The 12,898-nt window shown below is 41.2% G+C and carries 11 protein-coding genes; 3 read left to right on the top strand and 8 right to left on the bottom strand.

The features are described from left to right. The first annotated feature begins 12 nt into the window (after positions 1-12). Positions 13-2,061, top strand: coding sequence for a heavy metal translocating P-type ATPase (locus tag SLP02_RS21065; protein ID WP_319422681.1), 2,049 nt, complete (start codon positions 13-15; stop codon positions 2,059-2,061). Positions 2,062-2,235: 174 nt separating this feature from the next. Here SLP02_RS21065 and rppB read toward each other — a convergent pair whose 3' ends face one another. From rppB to SLP02_RS21025, 8 genes are all read right to left on the bottom strand, one after another. Beyond that, positions 2,236-3,603: a two-component system sensor histidine kinase RppB gene (rppB, locus tag SLP02_RS21060; protein ID WP_319422680.1), complete on the bottom strand. Its 1,368-nt coding sequence runs from the start codon at positions 3,601-3,603 to the stop codon at positions 2,236-2,238. A 27-nt stretch (positions 3,604-3,630) separates the two neighbouring features. Continuing rightward, the gene (rppA, locus tag SLP02_RS21055) at positions 3,631-4,323 is read right to left on the bottom strand and encodes a two-component system response regulator RppA (RefSeq protein ID WP_319422679.1); all 693 of its coding nucleotides are present in this window, start codon (positions 4,321-4,323) and stop codon (positions 3,631-3,633) included. Positions 4,324-4,415: 92 nt separating this feature from the next. Further along, positions 4,416-4,757, bottom strand: coding sequence for a DUF5615 family PIN-like protein (locus SLP02_RS21050; RefSeq protein ID WP_413467410.1), 342 nt, complete (start codon positions 4,755-4,757; stop codon positions 4,416-4,418). Next, a complete protein-coding gene (locus SLP02_RS21045) occupies positions 4,754-4,978 on the bottom strand; it encodes a DUF433 domain-containing protein (protein ID WP_319422678.1) in 225 nt (74 codons plus the stop codon). The genes SLP02_RS21050 and SLP02_RS21045 overlap by 4 nt, the downstream gene beginning before the upstream one ends. Before the next feature lie 235 nt (positions 4,979-5,213). Next, entirely contained in the window at positions 5,214-6,152 is a 939-nt protein-coding gene (locus tag SLP02_RS21040; protein WP_319422677.1) for a hypothetical protein, read from the bottom strand. 32 nt (positions 6,153-6,184) lie between these two features. Then, positions 6,185-6,676, bottom strand: coding sequence for a hypothetical protein (locus SLP02_RS21035; RefSeq protein WP_319422676.1), 492 nt, complete (start codon positions 6,674-6,676; stop codon positions 6,185-6,187). Between the two features lie 14 nt (positions 6,677-6,690). Further along, positions 6,691-9,861, bottom strand: coding sequence for an efflux RND transporter permease subunit (locus tag SLP02_RS21030; RefSeq protein ID WP_319422675.1), 3,171 nt, complete (start codon positions 9,859-9,861; stop codon positions 6,691-6,693). Positions 9,862-9,870: 9 nt separating this feature from the next. After that, positions 9,871-11,469, bottom strand: a complete 1,599-nt coding sequence (locus SLP02_RS21025) for an efflux RND transporter periplasmic adaptor subunit (RefSeq protein WP_319422674.1) — start codon at positions 11,467-11,469, stop codon at positions 9,871-9,873. Positions 11,470-11,753: 284 nt separating this feature from the next. Here SLP02_RS21025 and SLP02_RS21020 point away from each other — a divergent pair, with 284 nt between their 5' ends. Further along, on the top strand, positions 11,754-12,395 hold the full coding sequence (locus SLP02_RS21020) for an HhH-GPD family protein (protein WP_319422673.1): 642 nt from the start codon (positions 11,754-11,756) through the stop codon (positions 12,393-12,395). 139 nt (positions 12,396-12,534) lie between these two features. Continuing rightward, complete coding sequence (locus tag SLP02_RS21015; protein WP_319422672.1) at positions 12,535-12,891, top strand: hypothetical protein; 357 nt, start codon at positions 12,535-12,537, stop codon at positions 12,889-12,891. Positions 12,892-12,898 lie beyond the last annotated feature (7 nt).

Below are 12,898 nucleotides of genomic sequence, written 5' to 3'. Positions count from 1 at the left end.
TTGTGCGAGTTAATGGCTCAAAGATATTTAACAAAATATTCATTCAAAGGAATTCTACAAAAGCATCCAGATGCTTTAGCTGCTGCTGCCTGTGCGATTCTCATTTTCCTCGGTTGGTTGTGCCTTCATCGGGATTTGATTAGTATTGCTCTGTTCATTTTTCCTGCTGCTTACGTTATTGGCGGTTATGAAAGCACTAAAGAAGGATTGACGACTTTATTTCAAGAAAGAGAGTTAGATGTAGATCTACTAATGATTGTGGCAGCTTTAGGGGCAGCGATCTTAGGTTTATGGCAACAGGATTATTATTTAATCGTCGATGGCGGAATGCTGATTCTGATCTTTGCTGTTAGCGGGGCTTTAGAAAGCTTTGCCATGGGGCGTACAGAGCAAAATATTCGTTCTCTGATGGCGACTGTGCCAAATACCGCTAGAGTCCTCCAAGGAAATGAAGCAGCAGAAATGGCGATCGCGAAATTACAAATAGGAGATTTAGTCTTAGTAAAGCCAGGAGAATTAATTCCTGTCGATGGTCTGATTGTAGAAGGTTGGACTAATGTTAACCAGGCATCAATTACTGGAGAGTCTATTCCTGTTGATAAGCAGGTCGGGGATGAAGTTTTTGCAGGTACGCTTAACGGAAATGGAGCTTTAAAATTAAAAGTAGATCGATCGCCTGAAAGTAGTCTGATCCAGCGAGTGATTCAGCTAGTAGAAAAAGCCCAAACTGAAACTCCACCGTCGCAGCAATTTGTCGAACGATTCGAGCGGAGTTATGCACGAATTATTGTCTTGCTAGGACTTTTGTTAGCAATTTTACCGCCATTGCTTTTAGGTTGGGACTGGGAAACGACAATTTATCGAGCCTTAATCTTTTTAGTCGTAGCTTCTCCCTGCGCGTTGATGGCTGCAATCATGCCTACCCTGCTATCGGGAATTGCTCGTGGTGCTAGGGCAGGAATTTTGTTTAAGAATGGGGGACAATTAGAGAAAATCGGCAAAATTAAGGCGATCGCCTTTGATAAAACTGGTACTCTAACTACGGGAAAACTAGAGGTAGTAGAGGTTATTCCCATAGAAGGACAAAAGAGCGATCGGGTATTGGAGTTAGCTGCTGCCATAGAATCTCGTTCCGAACATCCTATCGGTGAAGCAATTGTCAAAGCAGCTAGGCTAAAAAAACTGCAACTACAAGATGCTAGTAATGTCCAAGCAAAGCCAGGTCTGGGAATTGTCGGTGAAGTAGCAGGAAAGACGATTCTAGTAGGAAAAACTGCTTTTGTTCGGCAAGAAATTGGCGATTTAGATGAGAAAATTATCGATGCCAATAAACATTTAGAAGAAGAGGGCAAAACTGTTATCTGGGTGGTTGAATCCCAACGGGCGATGAAGTGTGGTCTTGCGACCAAGGACGCTTCGTCCGCAGGTGAGTCCGTTGGGCGGATTCCCCGACTTGAAGGAACTGTCGAGGGCGGGGGTTTCCCCCATGAACAACTTCATCAAGAAGTTATTGGCTTAATAGCCGTTGCCGACACTATTCGACCAGAAGCAGCAGCGTCGATCAAGAAGTTGAAACAACTGGGCATTGAACAAGTAGTGTTGCTCACAGGAGACAATAAAGGTACTGCTAATAGTGTTGCTCGAACTCTGGGTATAGAAGAAGTTTATGCCGAACTTCTGCCAGAAGATAAGTTGACGGCTATCCAAAAACTACAGCAAAAGTATCAAAACGTGGCAATGGTGGGAGACGGTATCAACGATGCCCCTGCACTTGCTATGGCAACAGTAGGTATAGCTATGGGTGGTGCGGGAAATGATGTCGCTATTGAAACTGCCGATCTAATTTTGATGAGCAATCGTCTAGAAAAACTAGCTCAGGCAATTAGCCTGGGTCGTCGTGCTAATCGCATCATTAAACAAAATATTACTTTTGCCCTTTCATTTATTTTCCTATTATTAATAGCTAACTTTACAGGTAATATTAATATGCCTCTGGGGGTATTTGGGCATGAAGGATCTACGGTTTTGGTAATTTTGAGCGGTTTACGTTTGTTGCTGTAACATACTTTTGTGTCGGGAAAATTCATTTTTTAGACTCTAAAACTTATCAGTCTATTTATTCAGACAACAATACTGAGTTAACACAGCTTTAAACTAACTTATTTGATAATGATACTTATTATTTTATTTGAATGTCTATTCCTGTAATCAAGTAAAGTTATTAACCGCTTTGCTTTAATGACACTTAGGCAGTCGAATTATAAAGGTACTTCCCTGACCTACTTCGCTTTGAACATTAAGACTGCCGTTATGAGCTAGCGCGATCGCCTTAGCTATTGCCAGCCCTAATCCAGCACCACCTTTACTTCTAGAACGAGCTTTGTCTACACGATAGAAACGGTCAAAGATGCGCTTTTGTTCTTTTTTAGTGATACCAATACCTGTATCTCGGACACTAATTATTGCATCGTGATGTTCTTCGATAAGACTTAAGGTAACTTTTCCTCCTGCTGGGGTGTATTGAATCGCATTCGTTACCAGATTAGTAATTAAACGATAAAGTAATTGGCGATCGCAAATTACCTTAATAGGTTGAGATACTCTAATTTGAGAAGTGAGTTCGATTTCTGAAGCTATCGCCAGGGCTGCTAAATCTTCTTCCACTTCAATAATTAAGTTTGTCAAAGCAACTTTTTCTCTCTTCTTATTAGAGGTATTGCTGCTTATCTCGCCGTCAATACGGCACAGAGTTAATAAATCTGCTACTAAATAAGATAACCGCTTATTCTGTCGCACTATACTTTTGAGAGTATCTTTGGCTTTATCTTCAGATAGATTAGGCAGCATCAAATTAGATTGAGCCGTTGCTTGAATAGCTGCCAAAGGAGTTCTCAGTTCGTGGGCAGCATCGGCGGTAAACTGCTGCATTTGTTGATATGATTGATAAATAGGGCGTATAGCTAATTCTGCTAACCACCAGCTAGCAGCCACTACCAATAACAATACCAAGGGAACTCCCAGCAACAGTACCCACCTGACATTAGCAACATAAGTATCAAAATCTTGAAGACTTCTACCAACTTGGAGATAACCCCAATCTTGAGCTTTTTGAGTATGCAAGAGAAATGAAATTTGCCGATAGCGAACACCATCAGCATCCGTCAGAGTTAACCCCTGCTGATGGTTAAAAACCTGGGGTAATTTAGGCTGCATCCCTGCTACTGCTACTAAATCTTGAGACAAATTGAACAGACGTAAATAATACTTATCCTGCCCGATTACGCCTAATCTAAGAGACTGAAGGCGATGTCTTCGACTAACTTCGTAATCGCTTTTATAACAGCCTGTGCCGACGATGCAAGTATTGGGCAATAGATTCTTTACTTCTGGTTCGAGTTTTCCTGGTTGCTTAAGAACGGCTAAAAGACTGTCGTGAAGAGTCCCCGCTACAGATTCTAATTCTTGATTGACGCTAATACGATGTGCATGGGCAGTCGCTTCATAAACTCCCAAGGCACAAATTAGCAGAATTATGCTTATAATGCCTGCATACCAGCTAGCTAGTCGCCAGCGCGATCGCAAAAAAAGTCTGTCTTGCTTCACGTTAAATGTTAGCTGTAATAATTTAGACTATCTTTGATGTTGAAAACGATAACCCAATCCGTAAACAGTTTCTATCAAATCATTGCAGCCAGATTTAGTTAATTTGCGTCGCAGTAAACTAATTTGTGCAGCTACAACGTTACTAGGAGGTTCTGCACCAAATTCCCACAGTTGTTCTAAAATCTGGTCGCTGGTAACAATTTGATTGGGATGCTGCATAAAATACTCTAACAACTGAAACTCTTTCTTGGTCAGTAACATCTGTTTTTCTCCTGATTCTTCCCGAAGCCAAAATGTATTAGTACCGTAGTTTAAGCTAAGTTTACCCACCTGTAATCGTCGGGGTTGTAGTTGAGGAGTTCTTCTTTGTAATGCTCTTAATCTTGCTAACAATTCGGGCATATCAAAAGGTTTCACTAAATAATCATCTGCCCCTGCATCTAAGCCAGCTATTTTATCCTCCATCCTGTCTCTAGCCGTCAGCATCAATATAGGCAAAGGTTTTTGCTGTTTTCTAATCCGTTTAATTAACTCTACACCTGATAGTCCAGGCAATAACCAATCAAAAATTCCCAGATGATATTCCAATCGCTCGTCTGCTAAATATTCCCAAGCATCAAGACCGTCTAAAGCCCAATCTACGACATGATTACTGTAGTTCAAACTCTGCTTAATCGCAGCCCCCAAATCTGGTTCATCTTCAACTAGCAAAATCCTCATTGGCTATTTTTAGCTATCTGTTTGGTTACAACTTCTTATCTTGCCATGAGATTATTAAATCAGAATGAATTGAAAAATGGCGATCGCTCTAATTATTCGCCACTAATTTCTACTAACTTTTCTCCAGTTTCTAAAAGCTCCAAAGCATTCATCAACGTAACACTCAAAATTTCTTTGAGCCTAGCATTTGATGTATTTCCGCAAGTTAACCAAATAATCTTCGGTGGTGCATCCAAGCGATCGACTAAATCTACGAAATCGCTATCTTTAGTCAGAAAAATGACTTCTTGAGCTTTTGCTGCTGCAAAAATTTCCAAGTCTTCGGCATCTCTTAAACCAATATCGCGTAATGCCAATGCCGTAATTTCAAATGTATTATTAATCCAAGTAGCGATCGCAGGTGAAAGATGAGCATCAATCCAAATCGTTGTCAGGGGATTAATACAGGATGATTTAGCTTGCGAGAAGCATAGGCTAAAGCTGCTTTTAAGTCATCCATTTCTAAATCTGGCATCTCTTCTAAAATTTTCTCAAAGCTTAGTCCTGCTGCCAAAAGGTCTAAAACATCAGACACTCTAATTCTCATCCCTCTTATGCAAGGACGACCACCACACTGTTTGGGATTAACTGTAATTCTTTTGAGTAGGTCAAGCATAATTATCACTTTATTATGATAATTATCATAATCAAATTCCTGGGAAAACGGAGTTGTTATATCTTAGCAAGCAGAAAAAAGCGATCGCTGACTATTTCGGTTACAACTTCTTATATTGCCATGAGATTATTAAATCAGAATAAATTGGAGAATGGCGATCCGTAGGGTACGCGGTAGCGTAATCGCCTATTAATTATTCGTAGTGTTTCCTTGGCTTTGAATCCTCCAGTTTAGATCACAGCACATTTACCCAAAAATCGGCGGTTATAATTTTGCCGTTACGGTTAAATTGACCCCAGAGTTTGTATTTTCCTGGTTCGGGAAATTGAGTTTCAAAATCAACTTTACCTAAAGCTGTTCCTTCAGTTGCGTGGGCATGAATATAATCTTCACTGGTAAGAGTATTTGACTGCTTGACAATGATTAAATGTCCAGTTTTTCCTAAGTAGGGTTGCAAGTCTTTTACGGGAGTATTGGTAGCTGTATCTTGGATATCGAACTTTAAAGTAAGTGGTTCGTTGGCTTTGATTTGTTCTTTATCGGTACTAAAACTAACTTTGGTCTTACCAAAAGATTTAGTTGAACTTTTGTCGATTTTTGCCGAAGCCTCTTTAGTTCCCGCTACTGATAGGTGCATCAGAGAAACTCTTTCGGCATCTCCTGCGGGTTTATAGTCACTAAAGAGGGTATAATTTCCTGCCTTTGGCAAGCTGGGTTCAATATCAAATTGTCCTTGATCGGTATATTTGGGATGAATGTGAGCAAAAAATTCGAGATCGTCGCTAACTACAATTAAGTGCATCCGCTTTTCTAAGGATATATCAAAATTACTCACAGGATTTCCTGCTGAATCTTGAATATTTATGGCTAGAGGAAAAGATTGATTTGGTGCGATCGCATCTGGTACTGTTAGCTTGGCTTCAGTCTCGGTTTTAACTGTCTCCTCTTGCATATTGCTCATATCATGATGGGAATTGCCTGGAGTGGATTCACCATCCATATTCATATTATTCATGTCATGGTGGGAACTATCCTCATCCATATTGCTCATATCATGATGCTCCATTGATTGCTGTTCTTGATCAGAAGCATCAGCAGTTTTGGAAAGCAGGGAACAACCTTGAAACAAGAATAAACTCGAAGCAAATAGAAAAGTAGGAATAAAACGATTCATAGAAAACTCCTGTAATGTAATTTAAAATTCAACTATTTATTAAAAGCAAAACGACCATTAACTTTTTCGCCATTGATATTTGTCTGAATCACGGCTTGATATGCACCAGATTCTGCTGTAGGCAGAACGCCAGTATAGTGTCCACCCTCTGCGTCATAGGTAAAATCGACGCTTTTTTGTTCCCCCGACGGTAGCTGAATTTGACCTGTTACTTGAGCATCGGTAACTGGTTCGTGAGTGTCCCCAGACTGGAGATAGAAATCGAGGTGAAACTTATCGGCTTCAGCTTCGGGAACAAACTCTAAATGATATTTTCCTGCTTCGATAACTTGTCCGCCAGCAGCAGGCTGAGAATGGTCTTCAGTGGCAATTTCAGTTGTAGATTCGGGATTTGCTTCCGTTGTCGGTTCAGGTTTGGGTATGGGAGTTGGCGTAGAACTTGTCGGACTAGAATTATTACAAGCAGCCAAAAACATTAAGCTGGCGGTACTCAAACCTAACAGGATAGTGTTAATTTTTTTCATGATTTGCTTCTAGTTTATTTGATTATTTTGGGATAGTTAGTTGCAGTTTTACTGTTAGCGATCGCTATATTTTTCTCTTGATAAATACCAGGAGCGTTACTACTTTGTTTAACGATAAAAAATTTGCCAAATTGAGCATACAGGGCGGGTAAAACTAATAGAGTTAAAGCAGTAGAACTAAATAAACCTCCTAATACTACAACTGCTAAAGGTTGCAATATTTCCTTGCCTGCCCCTGTACCAATGACTAAGGGAATCATGCCTAAAGCCGAAGTTAAAGCCGTCATTAAAATGGCTACTAAGCGTTCCATTGAGCCTGTATATAGTACTTTTCGTAATGGCATTTCCTGAGCTAATTTCTGGTTATAATTGTCAACTAATAACAAACCATTTCTAGTGGCTACACCAAATAGGGTAATGAATCCAACCATGGAGGCTACCGAAAGAATACCTCCGCCTAAAGCCACCGAAAATATTCCTCCAGTTAAAGCTAAGGGTAAATTAAGCATAATCATTACAGTTGCAGCTATAGATTTGACGGCAAAATACATTAGAATGGCGATAACAACTAAAGCCAAAATACCGAAAATAATTAAGTTTTTAGCAGCTCTTTGTTCCGATTCAAACTGACCTCCATATTGAATAAAATATCCTGCGGGTAAAGTTACTTTATCTTTAACTTTTGCCCGAACATCGGTAATAATTGAACCGATATCTCGTTCGGCAACATTAGCAGAAATTACCATCAATCTAGAAACGTTTTCGCGATTGATGGTATTTGGTCCCGTACCATAGTTAACCTGGGCAACTTGAGCCAAAGGAATTTTAATTCCGTCTGGAGTATCGACTAATAAGTTACTAATAGTTTCAAGATTATGGCGATCGCGCTCAGGCAACCAAACCACCAAATCAAATAGCTGTTGGTTATCTAGCACCTGTGAAACAACCTTGCCATTGAGGGCGGTTTCAATAACTTCTGATAGTTTGCCGATAGTTAAGCCATAACGGGCTGCTGCTTGGCGATCGAATTTAATTTGGATTTGTTTTATCGGTACTTGAGGTTCGAGTTGCAGATCGACTACGCCTGGAATATCTGCCATAGCGTCTCTTACTTGCGCCCCTAAGTTGCGAAGTTGGTCAAGATCGGAACCAAAAACCTTAACGGCGATCGCACTTCTTACCCCTGATAAAACTTCATCCATACGGTGAGAGATAAAACCGCCTATACTGGGGGCAACTCCTGGGAGTTTGGCAAATTCCTCTCTCAGCTTGGCAATACTGGCTTCTCGATCTTGTACACCTGCTTCACTCAACTCAATATCTAAATGTCCTAAAGTTACACTGCCAGCATCGGCATCTCCTGGGGCGCGTCCCGAACGCAACTGTACACTATCAAAGCGGGGGTCATCTTTGAGGGCATCTTGAATGGCATATCCTGCCCGATTGGTCATCTCTAAAGATACTCCTGGATACAGATTGATGGCATTAACTAAAGAACGTTCTTGAAATTCTGGTAAAAAGACTCTGCCTAGTGAAGTAAAGACAATTAAGGAAGCAACAAAAGCAGCCGTAGCAATTAGTAGAACAATACTGGGAAATTTTAGCGAAAAATTAAGGGCGGGACGATACAAATTCTTAGATAAACGAGCCACCCAAGTATCATCATCGGGTAAGGTTTGATTGGCTAGTAAAAAGGCACAAAGCGCAGGGGCAAGAGTCAAAGCCACCAGGGTGGAGGCAAGAATCGAGATTAAATAAGCAAGTCCCATAGGTGCAAAAATCCTGCCTTCTACTCCCGTTAAAGAGAAAATCGGCGCAAACACGACGGCAATAATTACGGTAGAAAATAAGACGCTGACTCGGACTTCTAGCGAAGTGTTATAAACCACCTGCAACGGATCGATCGGTTTTGTTGACGCTTGGTTGGCTCGTAAACCACGATAGCAGTTTTCCATATCGACAATTGAATCATCTACCACCGAACCAATTGCAACGGCTAATCCTCCGAGAGTCATAGTGTTAATGCCCAAACCGAATAAATTCATCAGCATTAAGCCAATCAATAGGGACAAGGGAATTGAACTGAGGCTAATTACTGCCGTGCGCCAATTCATCAAAAATAGTAGGAGAATGATTGAAACGATAATAATGCCGTCCCTGAGAGAATTTCTGACGTTGCGAATCGAAGCCTCGATAAAATCGGACTGACGAAAAGTGACTGTAACCTTAACGTCTTTGGGTAAACCAGCCTCCAATTCGGCGATCGCTGCTTCTACAGCTTTAGTAACCGTAGGGGTATCGACCATCGGTTGCTTATTTACCATCATGACCACTGCGGGTTTACCATCAAAACTGCCATCCCCCCGTTTTAAAGCTGCCCCAAGACGAACTTCTGCTACATCTTTGAGCAAGATCGGCGTACCGTTTCTGGAGGTAATTACTGAATTTTCCAAATCTTGAATCGTTTCCACCCTACCGATACCGCGAATTAATAGCTCATTATCCTGGGCAACTAAAAATCCTCCCGCAGCATTGCTGTTGGCTTGGGCGGTAGCTTCTGTCACCTCAGCTAAAGAGACATCTAAAGCCTGTAGTTTATTTAGCTCGACTAAAACCTGATACTGAGGAATATCGCCCCCGTAGGCAATTACCTGAGTTACCCCAGGTACGGCTAATAAGCGATTGGTAAAATCGCGATCGACTAGCCGTCGCACATCCATTAAGGTGCTTTTTCCGCCCTTTTCCACCGTAAAAGCGTATTGCAAAATCGTACCGATGGGAGAAGAAATCGGCGAGATTTCTGGTATCTTAACTCCTTCAGGCAATCTAGAAGTAGTCTGCTGTAATCTTTCTGTAACCAGTTGACGTGCCTGATAAATATCCGTTCCCCAGCCAAAAATTACTTTAACTACCGAAAGTCCTACCGCCGAAGCAGAGCGCACAGTAGTAATTCCAGGCGTACCGTTAATCGCACTTTCAATTGGTAGAGTCACCAAAGTTTCTACTTCTTCTGGGGCAAGTCCTGGGGCTTCAGTTTGAATTTCTACCTGGGGAGGGGCAAAATCAGGGAAAACATCTAAAGGCATTTGGGAGACGGTAATAAAGCCCCAAATAGTAACCACTACTGCACCAATAACTACTAGCCAACGCTGGGCGATCGACCATTTAAGAATAGAATTAAGCATAGTATTTAATTAATCAAGATTTTTAGAATCGATCGCACTAATTGGCTTCTCCGATTTAGCAAGCGGATCTTTCTTGTTATTAGTTGGTTGATAAATAAGTTCGTTAGTAGCTTGGGGTTTTTTGCTGGTATTGCGTCCCAAGAAAAAAGCGACTGTAGCGATCGCCCCTGAAGCAATTAACATGAATAGTAAATAGAGAGAATTAGGCTGAGATGTTTTTTCTGTCGGTTCTGTATTGGTTGCTGCTTCTGGTTTAGGAGTACTACGCAAGGATTGAGCGTAGAGCATGGTTGCACCCTCTGTAACAATTTTGTCTCCTGCAAATAAACTGCCTTGAATTGCTACTAAATCCCCGTAGGTTTGCCCTAAAGTGACATCCACTGGTTGATAAGAGTTATTGCCATTCTCGATATAAACTAACTGTTTGTCATTGGCATCAATTACGGCATTGGTAGGTACTGCTAAAACTGCCTCTGCTGTCTTATCCGTCAATACTTCCAACTCGGCAAACATCCCTGGCTTGAGTTCTTGACTGGCATTGTTTAATTTAGCTCTAACCGCCACGACGCGGGTATCTCCTACGGTGGGATCGATTTGAGCAATGCGACTGACAAAAGTTTTATTAGGTATACCTGCAACCTTAACTCTGACTTGTTGACCAATCTTGACGCGGGCTAAATCTCGTTCGGCAATATTGGCAGTTGCTAAAACTTCTTGGCTATCAACAACCGTCATTAATTTAGTGCCTCTATCTTCAATAGATTCCCCCAGGGTAAGATCTAAACTAGCTACAGAACCCGAAATAGGAGCGATTACCGTCACTAAACCGCGATCGTTGGCAGTGGTATTTAACTGTTGCAGTCGCGATTGATAGTTATTTGCTGCTAGTCCCACACGAGATTTGGCTGCATCTACCTCTACTCTGGCTCGTTCTACTGCTGTTTTAGCTTCTAAGACTTGACGAGAGGCGATCGCTCTGGCTGAAACTGTTTTAGCTTCTAATAGCTGATTTTGCGAATTTAGCATTTCCCTACGTGGTAATGCGCCTTCTTTAACTAATTGCTTGTCTCTATCATAGTTATCTTGAGCTATACTTACATCTGTTTTAGCTGCTGCAATTTCTGACTGGGCAATTTTTTGTTCGTTGGCATAATTAGCTTCAGCTTCTTTTAAATTGGCTTGGGCTTCTCTCAGTCGGGCTTCAGCTTCTGTAGAGCGATCCAAAGATCCAGCCCGCAACTCCAGCAATTCGGGACTGGCAATAACTGCTACGACTTGACCTTTGCTAACCGTATCTCCTGGCTGAACTAATAATTCTGTTACTGTTCCCGCAGTCGGGGCTGTAATTGCTATTTGCTTGTTAGGCTGGGTTTCTATTTGTCCTGTAGTTTTAACGCCAAAATTTAATAACTGTTTGCCCAGAGGTTGAGTAGTAATCCCCAATCGCTTCTGAGTTGCTTCGTCTACCTCAATTCCTATTGGTTGAGCCGTAGTATTATTCTCATGGCTGAACTCATCGCCATGACCACCATGTGCCAAAACTATTGAAGGTTGGGATATCGGCAAGAGTAAAGCTAGAAAGATGATCAGTTTTTGCTGTGTCTTCATATAATCGCAGTCTCGATAAAAGCACACAAGAAATGTAGCTATTGATCCAAAAGTAACCTACGAATATGAAATCAGAATGAAATTGTTTTCAGATTACTCCGAAAGAGCTAGCTGCTGCTGGCGAAGAGATTAAAAGAAGGACTTTGAGCTTGTCCGAATGGGCAGCATGGAAGATCTGTTTGCCTCAAACAAAGAAGCGATCGCGGTAAATCCAGAAGGTGAAGAAGAAGTTATGCGGGACGTGGCGGAGTAATCTTTGACTCCAAACATACCGATAACCAAACATGACCATCGAATCAAAAGAAGAAATTGAATGGTTTGCTGGTCATCTTTTAACCTGGGCAAAGTGTAATCTAAGAGATCACCCCTGGCGTAAAACTGACAGTCCCTATGACATTTTGATTGCTGAATTTCTCTTACAGAGAACCGATGCCGATACTGTAGCACCTATCTATGAGGTTTTCTTAACTCGCTATCCTACTCTAAATGAAAGTGCGATCGCGCCAGTTGAAGATGTAGCTAAACTATTGCAACCATTGGGGCTGTTCTTCAGAGCCGAGAGACTGTCCACAACTGCCAAGATTATTGTTGAGAGGCATAAAGGCAAAGTACCTCAACAAGAAACAGAATTGCTAAAGCTCCCAGGTATCGACAAATATACAGCCAGGGCGATACTTTCACAAGCTTTTAACCGACCAGCAGCAGTAATGGATACTAACGTTGCCCGTGTTTTAGAGAGGTTTTTTGGCATTAAAGGAGGACGAGTTAAATCTTGCTGTAAGATTTTATCTGGTGCAGCCGAAACCATTGCACCAGATAAAGAAGTAAGACATTGGAATTTAACTCTATTGGACTTTGGAGCTAAAATTTGTACTGTTAGAAATCCTAAATATTTTAAATGTCCTCTTGCTTCTCGATGTTATTAGTTTAACTTAAATTAATCAGTCATAAGCCTACGGCATGGCTTCGCCGATCGCCCGACAATCAAAATTGTCTAAAATTTTTAGACAAAGAAGTAATATATTCAGTAAAAATGATAATTACTAATCTAATTCATTATTAATTGTGGAAAACGAATATTCTCGTTCTCAACAGCGGAGTGGAACATGGCGAGGAAACCTCGCCGTTTCCTCCGCTCAAAACCGAAACCAGTCAAATCTTGTCTTTGCTTTAGCTCACGAACTTCAACAATACATAGAAACAAATGCTGCTCAACAGCGGAGTGGAACAAGCTCCCTAGACGGGAGCGTTTCCTCCGCTCAATTCGACCCTAATATTTATGATAATATCAACCATTGGCGTGCGGGAATTCTTTCTCAAGGCACGATTACGGATGAAAATTTGTTGGAAATAATTGGATATATTGGAGCAGAAAAGTTACAGGAATTGATTGAGTTGGCTAGTTCTAAAATTGCATCATAATAACTAA

The organism is Pleurocapsa sp. FMAR1 (assembly GCF_963665995.1).
Classification (GTDB): domain Bacteria; phylum Cyanobacteriota; class Cyanobacteriia; order Cyanobacteriales; family Xenococcaceae; genus Waterburya.
Note: the sequence above shows the minus strand (reverse complement) of the source record. Positions and strands in the feature narration are given on the sequence as shown.

Excerpts from the sequence above, each read along its gene's own strand:
- SLP02_RS21065 (WP_319422681.1), top strand. The coding sequence starts at position 13 with ATGGCTCAAAGATATTTAACAAAATATTCATTCAAAGGAATTCTACAA.
- rppA (WP_319422679.1), bottom strand. The coding sequence starts at position 4,323 with ATGAGGATTTTGCTAGTTGAAGATGAACCAGATTTGGGGGCTGCGATT.
- SLP02_RS21045 (WP_319422678.1), bottom strand. The coding sequence starts at position 4,978 with ATGCTTGACCTACTCAAAAGAATTACAGTTAATCCCAAACAGTGTGGT.
- SLP02_RS21040 (WP_319422677.1), bottom strand. The coding sequence starts at position 6,152 with ATGAATCGTTTTATTCCTACTTTTCTATTTGCTTCGAGTTTATTCTTG.
- SLP02_RS21035 (WP_319422676.1), bottom strand. The coding sequence starts at position 6,676 with ATGAAAAAAATTAACACTATCCTGTTAGGTTTGAGTACCGCCAGCTTA.
- SLP02_RS21030 (WP_319422675.1), bottom strand. The coding sequence starts at position 9,861 with ATGCTTAATTCTATTCTTAAATGGTCGATCGCCCAGCGTTGGCTAGTA.
- SLP02_RS21025 (WP_319422674.1), bottom strand. The coding sequence starts at position 11,469 with ATGAAGACACAGCAAAAACTGATCATCTTTCTAGCTTTACTCTTGCCG.
- SLP02_RS21020 (WP_319422673.1), top strand. The coding sequence starts at position 11,754 with ATGACCATCGAATCAAAAGAAGAAATTGAATGGTTTGCTGGTCATCTT.